This is a genomic window from Azospirillum endophyticum, assembly GCF_016595245.1.
GTDB lineage: Bacteria > Pseudomonadota > Alphaproteobacteria > Azospirillales > Azospirillaceae > Azospirillum > Azospirillum endophyticum.
Genome location: NZ_JAENHM010000004.1, coordinates 1 through 22,989 on the forward strand (window position 1 = coordinate 1; position 22,989 = coordinate 22,989).

The following is a 22,989-nucleotide window of genomic DNA, read 5'->3' on the forward strand; positions in this document are numbered from 1 at the left end:
TCGCCTGTCTCATGCTCGGAAAAGCTGTCGCCATCCTACAAGTCCCTAACAGCCTCTAGGGGCCGTCTGCCGCCGTTCCGTCGATCAGCCTTGCCGGACGGCCCTTGCGCAACGGCGCCGCCAGCTTCTCCCAGGACCGGGTGCGCAGCAGCCGGCCGGCCACCCCCAGCCCGACCGCCAGCAGGCCGGTCAGGCTGATCGCCGCGCCCACCGGCCCGCCGACCAGCAGCCCGGCCAGCCCGGCCGCCCCGGCCAGCAGGGCGCGCAGGCCGATGGTCAGCGCCACCGCCCCGGTGCCGGGCGCCAGCCGCGGCAGCAGGACCAGTAGAAGCCCGCAATCGACCGCGGTGCGCAGGCTCCAGGCCATGGCGGCGCCGACGGCGCCGTAGCGCTCGGCCAGCAGCCAGAGCACGCCCAGATAGACCGGCAGCTCGGCCAGCTGCAGCCGGGCGGTCACGTCGACGCGGCCGACGCTCTGGATCAGGGTGTTGGGCACATAGGCGGTGGCGTTGAAGAAGACGCCCAGCATCAGGATCGACAGGACCGACGCGCTGTTGGCGGCGAAGGCCGGGCCCAGCCACAGCTCCAGCGCCGTCTCGCCGCCGACGATGGTGGCGGCCTGCATCGCCAGGAAGACCGCCAGCGTCAGGTGGCCGCCGGCGTCGAGGATGCGGCCCAGCGCCGGCGGATCGCGCCGGAACAGGCTGGAGGCCAGCGGGAACAGCGCCAGCGACAGGGCGCCGGGGATCACCATCAGCCGCGACAGCAGCTCGAACGGGGTGGTGTAGAAGGCGACCATCGCCGCCGGAACCAGGCTGAGCAGGATGAAGCGGTCGGCATAGAGCATCGCCGGGCCGACCAGATTGTTCAGCATCATCCAGGCGCTCATGGTGAACAGCCCGCGTAAGGCGGGACGGCCCCAGCGGCCGGGGCGCAGCAGATCCGGTACCTGCCGCACCGCCAGGACGCCGTAGCCGACCAGCCCGATGAAGCGCCCGACGGCGATGGCGGCGATCACCGGCACCAGGCTCTGGCTGAAGGGCAGCACGAAGAGCGGGCTCAGATAGTTCAGCACCCCCACCGTCATCCGCACCAGGCTGATCGGGCGGAAGCGCTGGTGCGCCTCCAGCACGCCGCGCAGGCCGGCGGAGACCAGCGCGATCGGCACGATGGCGGCGGCCACCAGCAGGCTGGCCTGGATTTCCCCCGGCGAGGTGCCGGTCTCCAGTTGGAAGCGGTCGGCCAGCAGCCCGGCGCCCAGCGCCACCGCCCCGCCGGTCAGGATGCCGATCCCCCCCATCAGGGCGATGGCCGGTCCGGCGATGCCCGCCTCGTTGGCGGAGCCGTTCGCGGGCTCCGCCCCCTCCGCATGGCCGATCCGGTCGGCGACGACCTGCACCAGCGACCGTCCCAGCCCGAGGTCGAGCACGCCCAGATAGCCGAGCAGAGCCCAGATCAGGGTCAGAGCGCCGAAGCGCTCCATCCCGACGGCGGAGATGAGCCACGGAATCGACAGCAGGGCCGCCGCCATGGGCAGCCCCTCGCCGAGCAGATTCCAGAGCGTGTTGCGAAGCAAATTCGGAGATCCGTAGGCGGAACACTGTGGAGCGGCGTTCGGGATGACCCGGCCCCGGCCCTGCGGCTCCAGCCGTTGGACCTAGGACTATGCCGTCCTGACGATGCCATTGTTATCGGTCCATCCTCTCCAAAACGCTAACGGAATCGCTTGGGCGAAACGGTCGGAACCTGAAGTCCCCCAGGCTTCCCGGATAGACCCCCGGGGATACCCATCAGGACAGGACCCGCTCCAGCGCCGCGGCGACCCGGTCCACGTCGCCGTCGGCCATGGCCGGGAACAGCGGCAGCGACAGCGTGTGGGCATAATGGCCCATGGCGCCGGGCAGGGCGAGGTCGCCGTAGCGGCGGCGCCAGTAGGGTTGGCGATGAACCGGGATATAGTGCACCTGGGTGCCGAGCCCCAGGGCACGCAGGGCCGCCATCACGGCCGAACGGCTCCGTCCCGCGGCATCGAAGTCGATGCGCGCGGCGCACAGGTGCCAGGCCGGCCGGCACCAGGGCACCAGGGCCGGCGGCCGCACCAGCGGGGCCAGCGGCGCCAGCCGCTCGGCGTAGAGCGCCATCAGCCGGGCCCGTCGCCCGATGTAATGGTCGAGCCGGCCGAGCTGGCTCAGCGCCAACGCCGCATGGATGTCGGACAGGCGATGGTTGAAGCCCGGCTCCGCCATCTCGTAGTACCAGGGGTTGGGCTTTCCCTCGGCATCCAGTGCCGCGTCGGGATCGGCGAACTCTTCCCCCTTCTCAGGATCGCGCATCATGCCGTGGTTGCACAGGCGCCGCACCCGCGCCATCAGCGCCGGGTCGTCGCCGGTGACCGCCCCACCCTCCCCGGCCGCGATGGTCTTGACCGGATGGAAGGAGAAGACCGTGAGCGAGCCCGCTGCCACGTCCGGGCGCCCACCGCCGACCGGGATTTCCCGGCCTCCCGGCAGATCCCCGCCCGGCAGGTCGGCCGTGCCGATGGCGTGGCAGGCATCCTCGACCAGCGCCAGCCCCTCCGCCCGGGCGAGGGCGGCGAGCGCGGTCATCGGCGCCGTCTGCCCGGCATAATGGACGGGAGCGAGTGCACGCACGCGCCAGCCGGCCTTGGCCGCGCGGGCGAGGGCGGCCTCGGCCTCGGCCACGCCCATCAGGCCGCTGTCGGGATCGACGTCGGCGAAGGCGACCTCGGCACCGGCATGGCGGGCGGCGGATGCGGTGGCGAGGAAGGTGTTGGCCGGCACCACCACCGCGTCGCCCGGCCCGATGCCGAGTGCGGCATAGGCCAGCCGCAGCGCCGCGGTGCCGTTGGCGCAGGCCACCGCGTCCACCGCCCCGACTCGCCCGGCCAACGCCCGCTCGAAGGCGGCGACCGCCGGCCCCTGGGTCAGCCAGTCGCCGCGCAGCACCGCCGCCACCGCGGCGACGTCCTCCTCCTCCACCGACTGGCGGCCGTAGGGAAGGAAGGGCAGGCCCGTCTTCACGGGGTTTCGGCCAGCAGGGCACGCAGCCGCTCGCCGTCCAGCCAGTCGTCGTTGCCGTCGCTGGCATAGCGGAAGCCGTCGGCCACCGGGCGGGCGTTCAGACGCTCGTACGGCGCGTGCTGCCAGAAGGCGAAGGCCGGCTCGATGACGTAGCGGTCGGTCAGCTCGTAGGTCTGGCGGGAATCGTCCTCGGTGATCATCACCTCGTGCAGCTTCTCGCCCGGCCGGATGCCGACGATCTTCTGGGGAAGCTCCGGCGCCATGGCGCGGGCGAGATCGGCGATGCGCATGCTGGGGATCTTCGGCACGAAGATCTCGCCGCCCTGCATCATGGCGAAGCAGGACAGCACGAAATCGACGCCATGCTGCAGCGTGATCCAGAAGCGGGTCATCCGCTCGTCGGTGACCGGCAGATGGTCGGCGCCCTCGGCGACCATCTTGCGGAACAGCGGAACGACGCTGCCGCGCGATCCCACCACGTTGCCGTAGCGCACCACCGCGAAGCGGGTGTCGAGCGCGCCCGACAGGTTGTTGGCGGCGATGAAGATCTTGTCCGACGCCAGCTTGCTGGCGCCGTAGAGGTTGATCGGGTTGGCCGCCTTGTCGGTCGACAGCGCGACGACACGCCGCACCCCCGCCGACAGCGCCGCCCGCACCACGTTCTCCGCCCCGTAGACGTTGGTGTGGATGCATTCCATCGGGTTGTATTCGGCGGCCGGCACATGCTTCAGCGCCGCGGCATGGACGCAGAAATCGACCTCGCGCATCGCCAGGTTCAGCCGCTCGCGGTCGCGCACGTCGCCGATGAAGTAGCGCAACGTCGGCGCCCACTCCGCCGGCATGCGCTGCTGCATCTCGTATTGCTTGAACTCGTCACGGGAGAAGATGATGACCCGGCGCGGCCTGGCATGCCGCATCACCGTCTCGACGAAGCGGCGCCCGAAGGAGCCGGTGCCCCCGGTCACCAGGATCGACCGGCCGTCCAGCATGCGCAGCCCCGCCTCAAGCCCGGTGCCGGACAGGGCGGACTCCTCGGATCCATCCGCCGCAGTCCCTGGCTTGGGTCCGCCCGCCTTGCTGGAGTGTATCGTCACGCCGGTTCCGTCCCATTGAAGCCGCATCGCTCGAAGCCGCCGGGCCATACGCCCCGCCGACCGGATGATCGAGGATGGGCGCGGCATCGGGATCGACATGAACCCCGACCGTAACCGGTGCTTTCTGACAATCGGGTTAATTCACTCCGCCCTTCGGCGCAAGATCCGTGGCGGCCGGCGCAAAGCCGCGGGGAGTCAGCGGGAGGACGCGGGGGCAGGCGGCAACCGCCCGGCCTGCACCTCCTCCAGCAGGCGGATCTGCGCCGGCAGGCAGACGGTGGCGAGGTCGAAGCGCTCCATCGCCGTCCGCCGGGCGGCCTCCGACAGGACGGCGCGCAGCTCCGGATCGTCCAGGGCCGTCTCCACCCGGTCAGCGAGCGCAATCGGATCGAAGAATCCCGTCAGCAGCCCGTTCACCCCGTCCTCGATCACCTCGGCGACCGGTGGCGTGTCGGACCCGACGATGACGGCGCCGCAGGCCATCGCCTCCAGCATCGACCAGGACAGGACGAAGGGGAAGGTCAGGTAGATGTGGGCGCGCGAGACCCGCAGCACCGACAGGTACTGCTCATAGGGCAGCTTGCCCAGCACATGCAGCCGCGCCGCTTCCGGCCTGGGCGCGCCGGCGGCGTCCAGCATCGTCTCCCGCCACATCGCCTCGCGCCAGGTGCCGCCGCCCTCGGGCGGGGCGCCGTAGCTGACCTCGTCGCCGCCCACCATCAGGATGTGCAGGCCGGGCCGGCGCCGCAGCAGCTCCGCCGCCGCCCGCATGAAGGTGGGAAAGCCGCGGTAGGGCTCCAGGTTGCGGGCGACATAGGTCACCACCTCGTCGCCACGGGTCAGGACGCGGCCGTCGGGCAGGGTGACGGCGGCAGCCGGATCCGGCCGGCAGAGCGCGGTGTCCACCCCGTCATGGATCACCGAGATGCGCGGACGGAACGGCTCGGGATGCTGGCGCCGCTGCCATCCGGTCGGGCTGACGCCCCAGTCCATCGCTTCCAGCCCGGCCAGCAGGGAGGCGTTCTTGGTGCGGATGCGGCAGCGCGTCTCCAGCGTCACCGGGCGCTCCGGGTCGAAGCCGACGTCCGACCCGTCCGCCCGATAGAAGAACTCGCAATAGAGCAGCAGCCGGGCGTCCGGGAACAGGTCCTTCAGGAACAGGGCCTCGCCCCAGCCGGGATGGGCGCAGATCACGTCGGGGGTGAAGCCCCCCTTCTGCAGGGCCAGCCCGGCGCGCACCGCGCCCTGCCCGTGCAGGACCTGCCCCTCGAACAGGCGGATATAGGGATGGGTGCCCTCCCCCGGCTCGCGCGTTGGCCGGTAGAGCGCCATGCGCACGCCCGGCAGCTCGCGCTTGGTCTTGCCGATGAAGGCGACCTGATGGGCCGGATCGGCCGCGAAATGGCGGACGAGATGCTTGTACTGGCCGGGGGTATTCTGGTGGACGAACAGGATCCGCATGGAAGGACAGGGCTCGGAAACCGGAGAACGGGGCGACAGCCTGCAACCATCCGGCAGCGCTGTCGATGGATAAGACCGTGGATGGTCGAGGCGACAGGCTGGCATATGCTTGCGGAAAAGTTTAACAACGGGAAGCGATCACAACCGAATACCCCGCCCAGCCATGCAGCCCCGGCTCCTCCATCCCTGGCAGCAGGTCACCATCGGCAGCGGCCTGATGCTGCACGCTCCCCTGACCGTCCGCGCCGACCCTATTCTGCTTGAGCGCGAGTTCGCGGCCCTCGACGCTGCGACGGGGAATGAGGGCCGCATGTTCATGGCGGGCGACGGCAGCTGGTCGTCGATCACCCTGATCCAGGAGGGGCTCGGCCCCGACGGCCTCCGCATCACCGGCCGGCCGACCCCGGCGCTCGACCTGATGCCGAGCGTCCGCATCCTGCTGGAAGGGCTGGGTTGCCGCATCCTGTCCTGCTACGTCCACCGGCAGGAACCCGGCGGCCTGCTCCGCTGGCATTACGACAGCGCCGGCCTGCACCGGCCCGAAGCCCGGCTGATCGTGCCGGTCATCGCTCCGCCCGCCGCGGTGACCTGGATCGGCGACAGCCCTGCCGCCTATCCGGCCGGCATGCCATGGGCCGCCGACTTCACCTTCCCCCACCAGGTGGAGAACGCGCCCAGCGAACAGCGGATCGCCCTGCTGGTCGACGTGGCCAGCGACGACCGCGCCCGCTCCCTCGTCCCGATGGCGCTGTACGACCGACCGGCGCTCCGCTCGGCATTGGCGGAGCGGGCGGTCAACAGCTTCCTGGCGAACCGGGACGAGGGAGCCGGCCTGAAAGCCTGAAGCTTCGAAACCCGGCAGGCGCGGGACAAAGGCATGCCCTTACCCGTTGCGGGCCAGCAGGGCTTCATAGCGCCGGACGGTTTCGCGCATCTCCTCCAGGATTTGGCGCTGCTCGTCGGCAGCCACCCGCGCCTGCTCGGCATAGAGCCGCGCCTGCTCGGCGGACAGGCGGGCCTCCTCGTGGAACCGTCGCATCCGCTCTTCGGCCTGGCGCGCCTCTTCCGCCGCGCCTCTCGCCTGCTCCCCCGACCGGCGTCGCTCCTCGTCCTCGATCCGTCCTTCCTCGGACTCCTGCCGTTGCGTCTCGCCCGTGATCCGTCCCTCCTCGGCCATCAGGCGGTTATCCTCCGCCTCGGCCTGGAGCCCGGATGCCGCGCTGCGATCCCCTTCGGCCTGCTCGCGCCTCAGTTCGGCGGCGTGGCGGGCCTCCTCGTTCCTGTTGCGGCGCGCCTCGCTGCGCCGCCGCCAGTCTTCGGCATCAGCGCGCCGGTCCTCGGAAGGATCGGGGAGAGGCTGATCCAGGGGGAGGTGCGGGCGGGTCATCGTGCTTTCCCTCCATCGGGCCTTCCATCGGGCCCTCCATAAGGCGATGGGACGCAACCAGCGTCCTTTCGGCCAGGCGCAGGCGTTCGTGGCTTTGGTCCAGAAGGCGGCGCCTTCTTTCCAGCGCCTCACAGAGCATCGCTTGCAGGGCCTTGAGGCGATCGAGGGTTTCCATTCCACCGTCAACGCGCAAATCCGGCAACCCGCCCCAACGGCATAGCTGCGGGTTGGGAACGGCTCCGTCCGGAGGGGGCCTGCGCCGGGCTGTACCCCGGCCCTGTAGCCGGAAGGAGCCGTTCCGCCCCCGCCGCCTTGCGCCTATAAGGTGTCCGCCCGCCGGCTACGCTGGCCCATCGCGCGACGGAGCGCCGACGCCCCTTGCCCTCTTCCCCATCCTTTCACTCCTCGCCCCTGCCGTCCTCGCCCTGGCGCTTCCTGTGGATGTTCGTGCGCGACGGCTTCCTCGGCCGCGCCATCCTGCTGAACCTTGCCGCCGCCGGCGGGATCGGGCTGATGGGGCTGGAGCCGGTGGCGATGCGCGGGCTGGTCGACGCGCTTGCGGGGCTGTCGGGACAGCAGCCCTCCGGGACACCCGCCGGCGCAGCGGGCTGGACGGCCGAGGTGATGCACTGGTTCCTGCTGCTGGGCGGGCTGTGGATCGCGTCCGCCCTGTTCAACCGCCTACGCGAGCTGGTGGACCTCCACACCTCGCCGGCGCTGCGCCATGCCATCCAGGTCCGGCTGTTCGACCACCTGATCGACCATTCGCCGCGCTACTTCCAGGACAATTTCGCCGGCAACCTGGGCCAGAAGGTCAAGCAGGCCGGGCAGAGCGCCATCCAGATCCTGGAAATCCTGACCAACGACATCATCCGCATCGTCGTCATCCTCACCATCGGCCTGACCTTGCTGGCTTCGGCCCAGACGCTGTTCGCCGGCCTGCTGGTCGGCTGGACCGCGGCGCACCTGACCCTGTCGGCCCTGCTGGCGAGACGCTGCCTGCGGCTGTCCCACGCCTTCTCCGAGGAGGTGTCGTCGACCACCGGCCGCATGGTCGACATCATCGCCAACGCCGAGCTGGTGCGCGCCTTCGCCCGCCGCCGCCAGGAGCTGGCCGGCCTGTCCGACGCGCTGACCGGCGAGATCGCCCGGTCGAAGGAACTGCGCTGGTTCCTGACCAAGATGTGGTTCTGGCTGTTCAACGCCCTGCTGGTCTTCCAGATCACCCTGATCGGCATCGCCGTGTCGGAGGCGATGGCCGGGCGGATGAGCGTCGGCGACTTCGCCATGATCTTCTCGCTGGCCAGCATCGTCGGCACCAATGTCTGGGGCCTGTCGACGCGCATGCTGGGCTTCTTCGAACAACTCGGCATCCTGTCGGGCGCGCTGGAACTGATCGTCCGCCCGCACGAGATCCCGGACCCGCCCGGCCGCCCCAACCTGACCGTCAGCGAGGGCGCCATCCGCTTCGAGGAGGTCCGCTTCGCCCATCCCGGGAACGGGGCCGTCTTCGACGGCCTGTCCTTCGCCATCCGGCCGGGCGAGCGGGTGGCGCTGGTCGGCCCGTCGGGGGCGGGCAAGAGCACGCTGGTCCGGCTGCTGCGCCGGCAGTTCCCCGTAGAGGATGGCCGCATCCTGATCGACGGCCAGGACATCGCCACGGTCAGTCTCGCCTCGCTCAACCGCGCGGTGGCCGAGGTGCCGCAGCTGCCCAGCCTGTTCCACCGCTCCATCCGCGACAACATCGCCTATGGCAGCGAGGGAGCCGGCGACGACGCGATCCGCGCCGCCGCCGCCCGTGCCCATTGCGACCGCTTCATCGACGGCCGCGCCGCCGGCTACGACACCGTGGTGGGGGAGCGCGGCCTCCAGCTGTCGGGCGGCGAGCGCCAGCGGGTCGCCATCGCCCGCGCCTTCCTGAAGGACGCGCCGGTGCTGGTGCTGGACGAGGCGACCTCCTCGCTGGATTCCGAGACGGAGCACCTGATCCAGGACGCACTTCTCGGCCTGTTCGAAGGCCGCACGGTGATCGCCATCGCCCACCGGCTGTCGACCGTCACCGGTATGGACCGCATCCTTTATATGGAGAAGGGCCGCATCCTGGAGGACGGCGACCACGCCACCCTGCTGCGCCGCGATGGCCCCTATGCCCGGCTGTGGCGCCGTCAGGTCGGCGGCTTTCTGCCCGACGATGCCGGAGCGGTTTCCGACACCGAGGAGGTGCGATGAGACGATGGAGCCACTTGGCGCTGCTGCTCGCCGCCCGCCTGTTCACCCACGTCACGGAGGCCGCCGCTATGTCGCCCCTGCCCTTCTTCCAACAGGTCGAGCGCGTCGGCCTGCTCTGCGCGGTGGATGCCGAAGGCGGACCGGCCGCCGACATCGGGGATGACACGCTGTGCGGCCGCGCCGCGGTGGTGCTGTCGGGGCTGCTGACCTCCGGTCCGGCGGTCGCGGTCCTCGCCCCCAACGATGTCCGCATCGCCGCCCCCGGCACGCTGCTGGTGCTGGTCCATGCCACCCTGCGGCCGGAGGGCAAGGACGGGCGGCTCCTGGCCTTTGCCGCCACGCTTCAGCGCAGCGGATCCGGCAGCGGCCCGCCCTTCTTCATGACGCCGCCCCAGGCCCTGACCCTGTCCGGCAGCCTGGAAGAAAGCCTGCTGGATTCGGCTCTTCGCCGTCTGCTCGCCCCGTTGGCCGCGGCATTGCGGACCAATCCCTGAACGGCGGGGTTTGGAGTCTTGTCGCAGGGGGGAGGAAGCGGCAGCGCAGGCTTGAATTTTCACAAGCCGCCGTCCCCGCGAAGGGGGAATCCAGTCAGGTCAATTATTCGGATTGGAGGCCCGGATCCCCGCCTTCGCGGGGATGGCTATCGAACAGGCAGGGCGCAGGCTCCGCCGTCACCGGCAAAGCTGTGCGAACTTGCGCTCCGGGATCGGTGGCAGCGAGGGGTGCAGCATCAGCCCTTGCTCTTCCACATCCACCCGGGCGTCGGGATAGACGGCGAGCGCCAGTTGGAGCGCCTCGATGAAGCGTTTGCGGAAATCGCGCAGGCGGCTGTAGCCGGCACCGAATTGCTCGAACACCGCCGGCCAGGTGATGGGGGTGGAGCGGTTCAGGCTGTGCAGCCGGTAGGCCAGCCAGATATAGATGTCGATGCTGGTGCTGTTGTTCTGGATGTGGCGCAGCGCCGGCTCCCAGATCGGTACCGGATGGGCCTTCAGCTCGCGGAAGAAGGCTTCGGACAGCAGGACGCGGTCCTCCCACAGGGATCCTTGGCCGGGCTCCGCCCCGGCATTGGCCGAGAAATGGATGCCGCCCTTGACGATCGAGCCCTTTTCGAAGCCGATGCTGTGGGCGTCCTCCCAGGCGAAGGTCAGGTTGCAGGCGGCGATGCGCGAGGCCTGCTCGCGGATGTCGCGATAGGTCTGGCCGCCCACCGACAGGCCCATGCGGTCCAGCCATTCGTGCATGCTGCGGCCCAGCTCGACCTCCCGGCTGTCGGTCTGGATCGCCCGGGTCTGCAGATACAGCAGGATCATGCGCGCGCGGCTGCCGTACGGAACGCCGTAAAGCTTGAAGCCGCCGTTGCGGATCGGCAGTCGTCCAGGCTCGATCAGCAAGCGGATCTTATGTCCGCGACGCTCCCACGGCTGGTCGTCGGGAAGACGACGATGCGGAAGAGCCGTCAGTGCAAAACCCGAATAGGTGATGCCAAGCTCCTGCCGCTCCTCTTCGAGGACGGCAGCGGCGACATCGACTAGCGAACGCTGATCCGGATCGGTTTGCAGCGCCTTCGCTTGGTCGCGTCCAAGCTGGGTGATCAGGGTGTGTATCTGTCCCATAGCGAGCTGACCTTGGCACGACTTTGCGGAAAACGCTATATCACGGCCGGTCGGCCCCCAGCAATTTGGAGTCTTGTCGCTCAAACTATTTGTACGGTTATTTGATTCAGTTAATAGTTTGCGCGACAAGACTCCAGTAGAGAATCGCGAGTCGCGCGACAAAACTCCAGAACTCCCGCGACAAGACTCCAGCGGATAGTCCCGATTGCCTGTGGATTTTTCGGCCGACGCGACAAGACTCCAGGCAGGACATTTCGATTCGGTCGCGAATCGCCTCCGATTCGCTTTTTTCCGAGTCGCAGAAGCGGATCAGTGGCGACTCGTCCCCCCGGTTACGGCCGAGTCATCCCTTTTGCCTGCCGGATCCGTGTCGGAGTTTGGAGTTCTGTCGCGCCCCCTCCCGCCCGATCGCTCCCGTGGCGCCGCGGAAGCGGTGCCGCCGCTCCCGGATCCGGCCTTGGAGGTGGGGGGGCGCGACAAGACTCCAACCTCAATCCTGGCCGCGGTCCTGGTTTCCGCCCTGTCGCCGCTTTGGCTTTTGTCCCCGCCCCGCATCGTTCGGGGCCGGGGCCGGGAGCGGTCCGGCCGGGACCGGTTTGGAGTCTTGTCTCGCCCCTCCCGGGCTTCCTCCCGCCTCCCGTCCGTCCCCCTTCCATAAGAGGCGCTCCGGTCGGGTGGGTCTCGGAGGGGTGCTTGTGAAGCGTAGAAAACGCGGTCTATAACGAACCGCCATGGCGTCGGCCATTGGTTTCGGCCCCGGTTTCGGCCTCCGGCTTGGACCTTTGCTTTCCGGCGTTCGACCATATGCTCCCACAACAGATGGCGTCAGGATGAACGGCAATTCCGCGCAGAAGATCGTCCCGGTGCTGCTGTCCGGCGGTACGGGGTCCCGCTTGTGGCCCTTGTCACGCGAACTGTATCCCAAGCAGTTCCTGCCGCTCTGCTCCGACCGGACGATGCTGCAGGACACGGCGCTGCGGGTCAGCGCCCAACCCGGTTCCGGGACTGCCGCCGGGGTCGCCGCCGAGGCCGTCTTCTCGGCCCCCCTGGTGATCTGCAACCAGGAACACCGCTTCCTCGCCGCCGAGCAGCTGCGCCAGTCGCGCTGCACCCCCCGCGGCATCATTCTGGAGCCGGCCGGCCGCAACACCGCCGCCGCCTGCGCGCTCGCCGCCCTCGCGGTCGCGGCCGAGGATCCGGACGCGCTGCTGCTGATCCTGCCGGCCGACCACGAGATCCGCGACGCCGAGGCCTTCCGCCGCGCCGTCGCCATCGCCGCCCGCGCCGCCGAGGCCGGCCGCCTCGTCACCTTCGGCATCACCCCGACCCGGCCGGAGACCGGCTACGGCTATATCCGCCGCGGCCATTCGATGGACGAGGCCGATGGCGCCTACAACGTCGCCGCCTTCGTCGAGAAGCCGTCGCTGGAGGTGGCCGAGCGCTACCTCGCCGAGGGCACCTATGCCTGGAACAGCGGCATGTTCCTGTTCCCGGCCGGCCGCCTGCTGGCCGAGCTGGAGCGCCATGCCCCGGCGGTGCTGGCGGCCTGCCGCGAGGCGCTGGACCAGGGGTCGAAGGACCTCGACTTCTTCCGTCTCGACGCCGCCGCCTTCGCCAGGGCGCCCGGCATCTCCATCGACTATGCGGTGATGGAGCGCACCGACCGCGCCGCCGTCGTCCCCTGCGAGATCGGCTGGACCGACGTCGGCGCCTGGTCGGCGCTGTGGGACGTCGGCACCAAGGACGGCGAGGGCAACGTCGTCGTCGGCGACGTGCTGCTGGAAGGGGCGCGCGACTGCTACGTCCGCAGCGACAACCACCTGACCGCCGTGGTCGGGGTGGAGAACGCCGTTGTCGTCGTGGTGGACGACGCCGTGCTGGTCGCCGACCGCTCCCAGGCGCAGGACGTCAAGCGCATCGTCGACCGGCTGAAAGCGGAAGGGCGCAGCGAGTCGGTCAGCCACCGCCGGGTCCACCGCCCCTGGGGCTCCTACCAGTCGCTGCACACCGGCGACCGCTTCCAGGTGAAGAGCCTGACCATCGCCCCCGGCTCGCGCCTGTCCCTGCAGAAGCACCATCACCGCGCCGAGCACTGGGTGGTGGTCAACGGCACGGCGCTGGTCACCCGCGGCGAGGAGCAGCTGATGGTCTACGAGAACCAGTCGGTCTACATCCCGATCGGCACGGTCCACCGGCTGGAGAACCCCGGCAAGGTGCCGCTGACCATCATCGAGGTGCAGTCCGGCTCCTATCTGGGCGAGGACGACATCGTCCGGCTCGAGGACGTCTACGGCCGCAACTGAGCGGTCGACCGCGAACCCGGCGGCACAGCGATGCCGCCGGAGGGCCGCGGCTGCGGCCCCGCGGGCACAGGCCCGCGATGGAAAAGGGGCCGGACGGCCTCGCCGGCGATCGAGGTAGACGGACAAGCGCCTCCGCGCAAGCGGAGGCGTCGCCTGTGTCTCTTTGCGGCTGCGGGGATTGGCAGCTTGGTCCGGGTCGCCGCCTTCCGGTACAACGAAGGCGCGAGGGTGCCGCAGCGGCGCCCCGCCTTCTGCTGCCGGGACCATCATGACCATCGATCCGCCGCCGGACGACCGCATCCCCGAACTCTATGCCGACGGGGTCTTCGACATCGGCTTCGGCAACGGCATGGTCCGCATCGACCTGTTCAGCCTGTCGGCCCTGCGCAAGGACGACAACGGCCAGCCGCTGCCCGCCATCCGCCAGCGGGTGGTGATGAGCCTGCCGGGCTTCCTCGCCAGCCTCTCCGCCCTGGAGGGCATGCGCCAGCGGCTGGAGGCCGCCGGCGTGCTGCCGCCGAATTTGCCGCCGAATCCCGGCGTCGTGCCGGCTCCTGCTCCCTCTCACGCTCCTCCTTCCGCTCCGGCCTTCCAAAACCCGGTGCAGGCGACGATCCAGCCCGCTTCCCCTTCCCCCACGACTCCGGCCACCCAGCCTGGACGGCCCCGCTCGCCGAATTTCGGCTGACCGATGCCGGACGCCAGCACGACCGTCGCGCCGCCGTCGGACGCCGCACCCGGCTCCGACCCGGACGAGAGCACCGCTCTGCGTTGCCTGACGCTGGTGGCGCGTCATCACGGCCTGTCGGCCTCGCCGGCGGCCCTGCGCGCCCGCGTTGCTCCCGGCCGCGGCGAGCCCTCCACCGCCGACCTGCTGCGCATCGCCGCCGCCGCCGGCTTCAAGGCGATCGCCCGCCGGCTGGACTGGAAAGCCTTGCAGGCCCTTCCCCCCGTCTTCCCGCTGCTGGCGCGTCTGGCCAACGGCAACACCGTCATCCTGGTCGGGCTGTCGCGTCCTGTGAACTCCGCCGAGGAGCCCGCCGAGGAGCCGGTGGTCGGCGTCGTCGACCCGCTGGCCGACCGGCTGGACGTCATCGACGTGCCGCGCGACCGCTTCCTGGAGCGCTGGGACGGCGAGCTGGTCTTCCTCAAGCCGCGCCGCGGCCTGGCCGATCCGCGGCAGCCCTTCGGCCTGCGCTGGTTCGTGCCGGAGATTCTGCGCCAGAAATCCGCCTTCCGCGACGTGGTGGCGGCGGCGCTGGTCCTGCATGCCCTCGCGCTCGCCGTCCCGGTCTATTTCCAGATCGTGATCGACAAGGTGCTGGTGAACGAGACGGTCGCCACCCTGCAGGTGCTGACCATCGGGGTGCTAGCCGCCCTGCTGTTCGAGGCGGCCTTCCGCTTCCTGCGCCAGTTCATCCTGCTGGCGGCGGCCAACCGCATCGACATCCGCCTGCTGAACCGCACCTTCGGCCATCTGCTCGACCTGCCCATCACCTTCTTCGACGGGCATTCGGCCGGCGTCACCGTGCGCCACATGCAGCAGGTGGAGCGCATCCGCGAGTTCCTGACCGGCAACCTGCTCTCCACCGTGCTGGACAGCCTGGTGCTGCTGGTCTTCCTGCCGGTGCTGTTCTTCTATTCGGTCAAGCTGACGCTGGTCGCTCTGCTGTTCGCAGCCCTGATCGCCGGGGTGGTGGTCGCCCTGGTGCCGGTCTACCGCAGCCGGCTCGGCGAGCTCTACAACGCCGACGCCGAGCGGCAGGCCATGCTGGTGGAGACCATCCACGGCATGCGCACCGTCAAGTCCTCGGCGCTCGAGCCGCAGCAGCGCCGGGCTTGGGACCGCAAGGCGGCCCGCGCGGTGACCAGCCATTACCGGGTCGGCCGCATCTCCATCGCCGCCCGCACGGTGACCGAGTTCCTGGAGAAGGCGATGATGGTGGCGGTGGTCGCCGTCGGCGCCTTCGACGTCTTCGACCGCCAGCTGTCGGTCGGCGCGCTGATCGCCTTCCAGATGCTGTCGGGCCGGGTGGTGACGCCGCTGGTCCAGATCGTCTCGCTGATCCACCAGTACCAGGAGACCGCGCTCTCCGTCCGCATGCTGGGCGAGGTGATGAACCACCCGGCCGAGCCCCGGCGCGAGGGCAGCGGCGCCTGCCCCGCCCTGATCGGCCGCATCGAGATCGAGGATCTCGGCTTCCGCTACGACCGCAACCGGCCGTCGGCGCTCGACGGCGTCACCCTGACCGTGCCGGCCGGATCGGTCGTCGGGCTGGTCGGGCGCAGCGGGTCGGGCAAGAGCACGCTGATGCGGCTGCTCCAGGGATTCTACCCGGTGCAGGAGGGCAGCATCCGCTATGACGGGCTCGACATCCGCGAGCTGGATCTGGGCCATCTGCGCCGTTCCATCGGCGTGGTCTTGCAGGAGAATTTCCTGTTCCGCGGCACCATCCGCGACAACATCGCCATGACCATGCCCGAGGCCAGCCGCGAGGAGATCGTCGAGGCCGCCCGGCTGGCCGGCGCCGACGAGTTCATCCACCGCCTGCCCGACGGCTACGACACGCTGGTGGAGGAGGGGGCGAGCAACCTGTCCGGCGGCCAGAAGCAGCGCATCGCCATCGCCCGCGCCCTGCTGCCCCAGCCGCGCCTGCTGATCCTGGATGAGGCGACCAGCGCGCTCGACCCCGACAGCGAGGCCATCGTCATGGCCAATTTGCGGCGCATCGCCCATGGCCGCACCGTGCTGATCGTCACCCACCGGCTGTCGACCCTGACCGGCTGCGACACCATCGCCGTGCTGGAGCAGGGTCGCCTGCTCGACCTCGCCCCCCACCTCACCCTGCTCGACCGCTGCGCCGAATACCGGCATCTGTGGCAGCAGCAGAACCGGGGGCGCTGAAGCCATGCCCGACGCACGCATATCCGAAGCAGGGATGCCCGGAATCGACGGCCAGGACGCCGTGCCGGCCGCGACCGGCCGCGAGGTCGTCCCGGCCAAGGCCGCCCCCTCCCCTCCCCCCGCTCCTGCGCGGCGCCGCGCCGTCCTGACGGCACCGTCGGCACCGCCGCCGGGCTTCGCGCTCGATTACCTGCCGGATGGGGCGGCCATCGAGCATGCGCCGCTGCCCTGGTTGGCACGCTCCACCCTCTATGTGCTGGCCGGGCTTCTGGTAGCGCTGATTCTATGGGCCGGCTTCGCCCAGGTCGACCGCATCGTCACCGCCGGCGGCCGGCTGGTGACCACCGCCCCGCTGGTGGTGGCCCAGCCGCTGGAGACGGCGGTGGTGCGCGGCGTCGACGTCCAGGTCGGCGACCGCGTCCGGGCCGGCGACCGTCTGGCGACGCTCGATCCCACCTTCGCCGCGGCGGATCTGGCCGACCTGACCGCCAAGCTCGCCAGCGTCGAGGCCCAGACCGGCCGGTTGCGGGCCGAGCTGGACGGCGGCGACTACACCCCCGCCGACACCCCCGATGCCGCGGTTCAGGCCGCCATCCTGGAGCGTCGCCGCGCCGAATACCGCTCCCGCCTCGCCTCGCTCGACGAGAAGGCGGGGCAACTGGACAGCGCCATCGCCGCCGGCCGCCGCGCCCAGGCCGGCCTTGCCGAGCGGCTCGCCGTGGTCGGCGAGGTGGAGGAGATCCGCCGCCAGCTTCAGGAACGCCAGACCGGTTCCCGCCTGACCTGGCTGGAGGCGCGGATCGAGCGGCTGCGCATGCGCGACGACCTCGTGGCCTTGCAGGACCGTGAGCAGGCGAGCGCGCACGAGCTGCGCGGCGTCCAGGCCGACCGCGCCGCCTTCATCGACGAATGGCGGCGCAAGACGGCGGAGGAGCTGGTGGAGCAGACCCGCCAGCGGGCCACCCTGGTGGAGCAGATCGCCAAGGCGGAGCGCCGTCGCTCGCTGGTCACCCTGACCGCCCCGGTCGACGCGGTGGTCCTGGAGGTCGCCAAGCGCTCGGTCGGGTCGGTCGTCAAGGAAGCCGAGCCGCTGGTCACCCTGGTCCCCGCCGACGTGCCGCTGGAGGTGGAGGCGGAGATCCCGTCCCGCGACATCGGCTTGGTCCGGGTCGGCGATGTCGTGCGGGTGAAGCTGGACGCCTTCCCCTTCCAGCGCCACGGCACCCTGCCCGGCGAAATCCGCACCATCAGCGCCGACGCCTTCACCCACGACGCCCAGGGTGGAGCCCAGGCGGCCGTCAACCCCGACGCTTCCCGGCCCGCGGCGGGCGCCGTCTTCCGCGCGCGCATCCGCCTGACCGACACCAGGCTGGAGGAGGTGCCGCAGGGAACGAATCTCAGCCCCGGCATGGTCGCCTCGGCGGAGATCCGCGTCGGCACCCGCTCGGTGCTGTCCTACTTCCTCTACCCGGTCATCCGCGTGCTCGACGAGGGCATCCGCGAGCCGTGAGGTCTGTGGCCCGCTTATTGGCCTGCGGGCTTCAGGCTGATCTGCTCGAGCCGGTAGTAGGTGGCGACGCAGGCGTTCAGCCAGTATTTGGGATCCGGGGTGATGTCGCCGATGTAGAGCCAGCGGGCCGGTTCCAGGGTGAACTGGTTGACCGACAGCGTCTTCTGCCCGGCGGCCAGAGCTTGGTTTATGGCTTGGATACGCGCCGTCTGCTCGATGCCGTAGCCGGGCGCGAAGCTGCGCAGATCCTGATTGAGGCTGAGGAACTCAGGGTGGAGAAGCTGGGCGAGGCCGGCGGCGAGAACGGCATAAGGGGCTGCGGCGGCTGGCCATCCCTGCCCATGACGCGCAACCGGCAGATGCCATCCCACCGCCAGCGACAAGAGGATCACCCCCAGCCACAGCAGGCTGCCCGACTGGTCGATGACCCGCCCGGGGGCCGGTTCGCCGGCAAGGAACGAATAGATGAACAGCTGGATGGGGAAGCTGAGCAGCAGGCAGGCCGCCATCGGCCCCCAGGCCCGCCAAGCCTCCAGCTTCAGATGCTTGCGGGCGCCCATGCCGATCAGCACGCCGCTGGCCAGGGCCAGCAGCAGGGCCGGAACGGTCGGACGCATGGCGCTTGACCAGTAATGCCGCAGAGCGGCGATCAGCATGTCGGTGGCGGGGCCGATCTTGTGGCGTTCGGTGGTCAGGCCGCCGTCGCGAAAGAAATTGCCGGGAGCCAGCACGGTCACCGCCATGAACACCGCCCAGGCCGCCATCAGCAGCACGGCCTTGCGGTTCCAGCCATGGCGTCCATGGGCAAGCGTGTACAGGCCCAACAGCATGCCGGCACTGATCGCGAGCAGCTCGTTGAAGCCGATCACCGCGAACAGCAGCAGCATCGTCGATGCCGTGGGCCAGCGGGCCTCGAGCCGCGTGGTGTACTCGTCGTGGATCCGGACTGCCAGGAGCAGGAAGGCGCTGATGGCGATGCAATACACGGCCGAGCCGGTGACCCAGTAGATGCCCATCGCCTTGTCGGGCATCAGCAGCAGGCAAAGATCGGTGACGAGCAGCGAGAGCAGCAGGCGCAAGCCCGTGTTGTCGGTCAGGATCCGGCTGAAGGCATAAAAGGCGGCGAAGACCGACAGCAGATAGGCAAAGACGAACAGCCGGTAGACGGTCAGGATGTCGAAGGGAACGATGCGGGAGACCGATCCCGGCAGGGCGATCAGAAAGCTCGACGTGTAGCGGCCGGTCCATTCATTGTAAAGGAATGCCGTTTCCGTAAATGGGTTGCTGTTGTGCAGATAGAATAGGCGTCCGAATGTGCAGAAATCATCCCCCTGCAAGAACGTGTAGAAGGATGTCAGCAGAAATATACCGCCGATATAAGCCAGTAGAAGGGTGGATGCATGTTGGATTTTCTGGTGAGACATTGTTTTTATCAACCATGCATTGGCGGGGGAAAAGCAGGAATCACGTCCAGGCCAGCAGAACGACCCCGCCGACGATCAGTGCGATGCCCCCCAACTGCGGGAGGCCGAGGGGTTCATGGAAAGCCAGATTGCCGAGCACGGCGACGGCGACATAGGACAGCGACACGCTGGGGAAGGCCACCGACACCGGCAGCCGGCGCAAGGCCACCAGGTAGAGAAGGGCGGAGACCACATACAGCGCCAAGCCGCCGACGGTGTGCGGGCGCAGCATTTGCGCGACGAAGGTCTGTCCGTCTATGGCGCCCTGCTTGAGCAGGATCTGGCCGCCCACGCCCAGCAGGATGGAGATGCCGAGGCACACGTAATATACCATCGCGGATTTCCTCATCCTGATGTCGCGTCGCCGCCGCTGGGGAGGGCGGCCAAAGGGGGATCGTAGAGAGGTGGCCGGCGCCGGGCTCAGCCTGCCGCCAGATCGGCCATGGCTTCGCGCACCATGGCGATGACGGTGTCGACGCGCTTGTCGTCGAGTTGCGGGAACATCGGCAGGCTGAGGACCCGGCCGGCGGCGGCCTCGGTGCGCGGCATGCCGGCCGGGCCGAGCGGAACGCGGCCGGCATAGGCCGGCTGCTGATGGACGGGCTGGGGATAATGGATGTTCGTCATCACCCCCCGCACGCGCAACGCCTCGCGCAAGGCGTCGCGATGGGGCGTTTCGATGACGTACTGATGGAACGTGCTGGCGCTGCCCGGGCGTCGGCGCGGCAGGTCGAGGGGCAGCCCCTCCAGTCCGCGGTCGTAGGCGGCGGCGATGGCTTGGCGGCGGGCGTTGTCGGCGGCGAGCCGCTCGAGCTTGACCCGCAGGATCGCCGCCTGCAGCTCGTCGAGGCGGCTGTTGTGCCCGGCCAGATGGCTGATGTAGCGCTCCTTCCAGCCATACTCGCGCAGATGGCGCAGCCGCTCGGCCAGGGCGTCGTCGCCGGTGATCAGGGCGCCGCCATCCCCGATCGCGCCGAGGTTCTTGGTGGGGTAGAGGCTGAAGGCGGCGGGGGGAGCCNCCGCCGAAGGTGGCGCCATGGGCCTGCGAGCAATCCTCCAGCACCGCGACGCCATGCTGCCCGGCAATGGCCATGATGCGGTCGAGGGCGACAGGCTGGCCGTACAGATGCACCGGAATGACGGCCTTGATCGGCTCCACCAGGCTGGCTCCCGCCGCCAGACGGCCGGCCAGCACCGCATCGAGCTGGTCGGGATCCATGCCGTAGAACTCGTCGGTATCCACGAGCACCGGGCGGGCGCCGGCCAGTTCGATGGCGGCCACCGTGGCGACGGCGGTGTGCGAGACGGTGACCACCGCATCGCCGGGTCCGACCCCCAATGCACGCAGGCCGAGCACGAGGGCGTCGGTGCCGTTGGCCACGCCGATGCCGTGGCCGACACTGTGGAAGGCGGCGAACTCCTGTTCGAAGGCGGCAACCTCGCGTCCCAGGATGTACCATCCGCTCTCGAGCACGCGGGCGATCGCCTGATCGATGGCGGCGCGCTGGGCCAGATAGGCGGCCTTGGGGTCAGTCTGCGGGATGGTGGTGCTGGACATGGGAGGACGCAAACCCTTCTTGGTGGAGCGTGCCCTGGACAGGCGCACCGTGCCGTTGCACAAGGGCGCCTGTGGCAGGATGGAACCGGCGGTCGCTTGTCGGCAGGCCTGTCCGGAGAAGATTGCGGCTGTCAGGACGGGGCTGCTGTCAGCGGGACCGTGACGGCGGGCGATCCAAGGCAGCCAGGAAGGCATCGTAGTCCCGGATGTAGTCGTCCGCATCATAGTGATCGGAGGCGAAGACCAGCAGGACGGCGTCGGACGAATATTTGTACTGGACGCCCCAGATCATCGGCGGCATGTAGACCGCGATGTTGGGAGCGTCGAGACGGATTTCCTCGCGCCGGTGGCCGTCATCGACCATGACGGAACAGGACCCATGCGGGCAAATCAGGAACTGGTGGCAGATTCTGTGGGCATGCTGCCCGCGGACGTTGCTTCCGGGGACGTCGAAGACCATGAAGAAGCGATTGGGCGTGAAGGGCACATGCTGCCCGACCTCGCCCACCGTCAGATTGCCGCGCATGTCGCCGACCAGCGGCAGGGTGTGGATCGTGACACCCGGCACGGAGCAGTCCCGCACCCCGGTCTGCAGAGCGGGGGTCAAGGGAGCGGGAGCATCCTGCACGGCATCCGCGTAATTGATGATGCGGGCCGGGTTGCCGGCGATGACGGCGTTGGCCGGCACGTCGCGCGTGACCACCGCACCGGCCCCGACCATGGCGTTGGCACCGATGCGCACGCCCGGCAGGATGGTGGCGTTGGCACCGATCGAGGCGCCGCGGGCCACCACGGTCTGGGCGAACTTCTCGGGATAGCTCTTGCTGCGCGGGAACGGATCGTTGGTGAAGGTGACGTTGGGTCCGACGAAGACGTCATCCTCCAGGCGCACGCCGTCCCACAGTTGCACGCCGCACTTAACCGTTACGCGGTCGCCCACGATCACGTCGTTTTCGACGAAGACATGATCGCAGATGTTGCAGTCGCGCCCGATCCGGGCTCCCGGCAGCACATGCGCGAACGCCCAGACGCGGCTGCCGGCCCCGATGTCGTCGGATTCACACAAGCCTTGAGGATGGATGAAGACACTCATTGCGGGGTTCCACCTGAAAAGCGTTCGCGCGACATCTCGATGCAGTTCGGTCGGTGCTTGGTGTTCTCGAAGGCTCGCCAGATGTAGGAGCCGAGCAGACCTAAGCCGAAAATATTCAAGGCCCCGAAGAACATGATGCTGAGCATGATCGGGGTGTAGCCGGAAATCTGGATCCAGCCAAGACTCCAGAACAGGAAAATGGCCGTTCCTATCACAAATGACGTTATGACGCCCAAAAGGCCGACGATGTTCAGCGTGATGATCGGTAGGTTCGAGAAGGCGAACATGCTGTCGGTCATATAGCGGAACTTGCGCCGGAAGGTCCAACCGCTCTTGCCTTCCTTGCGCGGAAGCCTGTGATAGGGAATTTCTTGGCGACGGAAACCGATCCAGAGCAGAAGCCCGACCAGCGTGCTGTTGGATTCCTCCAGAGACAGCAGGCAGTCGCGGACCTTCTGGTTGCATCCGAACATGTCGACCCCGCCGCGCGGCATCTCGGGCTGGATGAAGCGGCAGTAGGTCGCCCAGAACAGGCGGGACAGGGCTTGGCTGAGCGCCGGATCGTCGCGTGAGGCGCGCACACCGAGCGTGACGTCCGCATTGTCCCGACGCAGGGTGGCGAACATTTCGCGCACAAGGTCTGGCGGTTCCTGGAGGTCGGCCGCCATGACCGCAAAGAACGAGCCCTGCGCAGCCTTCAGCCCGGTGCGGATCGCTGCAAAGGAGCCGAAATTACGGGAGTGATTGATGAGTATCGCCGGGAACGGGGCATTGGCCAGACGGGTCGACAATTCCCGATAAGAGTTGTCCGGGCTGCCATCGACCACAAAGATAGCTTCGAGCAGCCCATCCAAATCCCTGTTCAGGTTCGTAATGGCGTCAACAAGTTCTTGAATTGTTTTTTCATTATTGTAAACTGGAATTATCAATGAATACATGCTACAATCCAGTCACTAACAATCTTTTTCTGCGCTCCTTTTGTGGAGCATTGCCAATGCCAGCGTTTAGAGCCCGCACAGGCTTGTAACATGCAAAAGGTTCGAAGTACATCCGTAACTGCTTCCGGAGCGGGCGTTCATACTCCTTCGGCATGACGGCCAAGGGGTTTATGTGCTTTTCGGCGGGTATACCGCCAAGCTGTCTTGGGGGACGCCGCGCAACGAATCCGGGCCGCCCGCTCATGCAAATGTCAGGCTCAGCGCTTCCCCATCAGTTTCACAAGAATGGTCCTGTGGCCGGCCACAGTGTCTCTCTGCCATCGGTTGATGAGCATGGTCTGGAGCGGCTTGGGAGCAGAAAGAGGTGGCCGCTGGCTCTCGGATCGCTTGG

The 22,989-nt window shown here is 68.8% G+C and carries 18 protein-coding genes and 1 pseudogene; 7 read left to right on the top strand and 12 right to left on the bottom strand.

What is annotated here, in order from left to right; all coding sequences use genetic code 11:
- Positions 1-55: 55 nt before the first annotated feature.
- The 4 genes from JHL17_RS01225 to JHL17_RS01240 form a co-directional block, all read right to left on the bottom strand.
- Positions 56-1,576, bottom strand: coding sequence for a flippase (locus JHL17_RS01225; protein ID WP_200190236.1), 1,521 nt, complete (start codon positions 1,574-1,576; stop codon positions 56-58).
- A gap of 214 nt (positions 1,577-1,790) precedes the next feature.
- Positions 1,791-3,041, bottom strand: a complete 1,251-nt coding sequence (locus tag JHL17_RS01230; protein WP_200190237.1) for an aminotransferase class I/II-fold pyridoxal phosphate-dependent enzyme — start codon at positions 3,039-3,041, stop codon at positions 1,791-1,793.
- On the bottom strand, positions 3,038-4,135 hold the full coding sequence (pseB, locus tag JHL17_RS01235; RefSeq protein ID WP_425599571.1) for a UDP-N-acetylglucosamine 4,6-dehydratase (inverting): 1,098 nt from the start codon (positions 4,133-4,135) through the stop codon (positions 3,038-3,040). The genes JHL17_RS01230 and pseB overlap by 4 nt, the downstream gene beginning before the upstream one ends.
- Before the next feature lie 195 nt (positions 4,136-4,330).
- Positions 4,331-5,596 carry a glycosyltransferase family 4 protein gene (locus JHL17_RS01240; protein WP_200190238.1) on the bottom strand — a complete coding sequence of 422 codons (1,266 nt, stop codon included), beginning with the start codon at positions 5,594-5,596 and terminating at the stop codon, positions 4,331-4,333.
- A gap of 163 nt (positions 5,597-5,759) precedes the next feature.
- Here JHL17_RS01240 and JHL17_RS01245 point away from each other — a divergent pair, with 163 nt between their 5' ends.
- Entirely contained in the window at positions 5,760-6,440 is a 681-nt protein-coding gene (locus JHL17_RS01245) for an aspartyl/asparaginyl beta-hydroxylase domain-containing protein (RefSeq protein WP_200190239.1), read from the top strand.
- A gap of 39 nt (positions 6,441-6,479) precedes the next feature.
- Here JHL17_RS01245 and JHL17_RS01250 read toward each other — a convergent pair whose 3' ends face one another.
- The gene (locus tag JHL17_RS01250) at positions 6,480-6,983 is read right to left on the bottom strand and encodes a hypothetical protein (RefSeq protein ID WP_200190240.1); all 504 of its coding nucleotides are present in this window, start codon (positions 6,981-6,983) and stop codon (positions 6,480-6,482) included.
- Positions 6,984-7,361: 378 nt separating this feature from the next.
- Between JHL17_RS01250 and JHL17_RS01255 the strand changes: the two genes are divergently transcribed.
- Together JHL17_RS01255 and JHL17_RS01260 are read left to right on the top strand one after the other, a co-directional pair.
- Positions 7,362-9,212, top strand: a complete 1,851-nt coding sequence (locus tag JHL17_RS01255; RefSeq protein WP_200190241.1) for an ABC transporter ATP-binding protein — start codon at positions 7,362-7,364, stop codon at positions 9,210-9,212.
- Positions 9,209-9,706, top strand: a complete 498-nt coding sequence (locus JHL17_RS01260; protein WP_200190242.1) for a hypothetical protein — start codon at positions 9,209-9,211, stop codon at positions 9,704-9,706. The genes JHL17_RS01255 and JHL17_RS01260 overlap by 4 nt, the downstream gene beginning before the upstream one ends.
- A 177-nt stretch (positions 9,707-9,883) precedes the next feature.
- On the opposite strand, the gene JHL17_RS01265 is transcribed toward JHL17_RS01260, so the two are convergent.
- Complete coding sequence (locus JHL17_RS01265; protein ID WP_200190243.1) at positions 9,884-10,828, bottom strand: replication protein RepA; 945 nt, start codon at positions 10,826-10,828, stop codon at positions 9,884-9,886.
- An 830-nt stretch (positions 10,829-11,658) separates the two neighbouring features.
- Here JHL17_RS01265 and JHL17_RS01270 point away from each other — a divergent pair.
- From JHL17_RS01270 to JHL17_RS01285, 4 genes are all read left to right on the top strand, one after another.
- Positions 11,659-13,131, top strand: a complete 1,473-nt coding sequence (locus tag JHL17_RS01270) for a mannose-1-phosphate guanylyltransferase/mannose-6-phosphate isomerase (protein WP_200190244.1) — start codon at positions 11,659-11,661, stop codon at positions 13,129-13,131.
- 268 nt (positions 13,132-13,399) lie between these two features.
- Complete coding sequence (locus JHL17_RS01275) at positions 13,400-13,819, top strand: hypothetical protein (protein WP_200190245.1); 420 nt, start codon at positions 13,400-13,402, stop codon at positions 13,817-13,819.
- Between the two features lie 3 nt (positions 13,820-13,822).
- Positions 13,823-16,036 carry a peptidase domain-containing ABC transporter gene (locus JHL17_RS01280; protein WP_200190246.1) on the top strand — a complete coding sequence of 738 codons (2,214 nt, stop codon included), beginning with the start codon at positions 13,823-13,825 and terminating at the stop codon, positions 16,034-16,036.
- Between the two features lie 34 nt (positions 16,037-16,070).
- A complete protein-coding gene (locus tag JHL17_RS01285; protein ID WP_247893246.1) occupies positions 16,071-17,546 on the top strand; it encodes an HlyD family type I secretion periplasmic adaptor subunit in 1,476 nt (491 codons plus the stop codon).
- Between the two features lie 14 nt (positions 17,547-17,560).
- Here the strand turns inward: JHL17_RS01285 and JHL17_RS01290 are convergent, their stop codons facing one another.
- The 6 genes and pseudogenes from JHL17_RS01290 to JHL17_RS01310 form a co-directional block, all read right to left on the bottom strand.
- Positions 17,561-18,970, bottom strand: a complete 1,410-nt coding sequence (locus JHL17_RS01290; RefSeq protein WP_247893247.1) for a DUF6056 family protein — start codon at positions 18,968-18,970, stop codon at positions 17,561-17,563.
- A gap of 40 nt (positions 18,971-19,010) precedes the next feature.
- The gene (locus JHL17_RS01295) at positions 19,011-19,343 is read right to left on the bottom strand and encodes a DMT family transporter (RefSeq protein ID WP_200190249.1); all 333 of its coding nucleotides are present in this window, start codon (positions 19,341-19,343) and stop codon (positions 19,011-19,013) included.
- A gap of 86 nt (positions 19,344-19,429) precedes the next feature.
- Positions 19,430-20,083, bottom strand: a complete 654-nt coding sequence (locus JHL17_RS37835) for a DegT/DnrJ/EryC1/StrS family aminotransferase (RefSeq protein ID WP_425599572.1) — start codon at positions 20,081-20,083, stop codon at positions 19,430-19,432.
- A 4-nt stretch (positions 20,084-20,087) separates the two neighbouring features.
- Positions 20,088-20,792, bottom strand: a pseudogene (locus JHL17_RS37840) (DegT/DnrJ/EryC1/StrS family aminotransferase); the annotation flags it as partial.
- Complete coding sequence (locus JHL17_RS01305; protein WP_200190250.1) at positions 20,716-21,660, bottom strand: WxcM-like domain-containing protein; 945 nt, start codon at positions 21,658-21,660, stop codon at positions 20,716-20,718. The pseudogene JHL17_RS37840 and the gene JHL17_RS01305, both read right to left, overlap by 77 nt.
- The gene (locus tag JHL17_RS01310) at positions 21,657-22,598 is read right to left on the bottom strand and encodes a glycosyltransferase family 2 protein (protein ID WP_200190251.1); all 942 of its coding nucleotides are present in this window, start codon (positions 22,596-22,598) and stop codon (positions 21,657-21,659) included. Before JHL17_RS01310 ends, JHL17_RS01305 begins: the two co-directional genes overlap by 4 nt.
- Between the last annotated feature and the right edge of the window lie 391 nt (positions 22,599-22,989).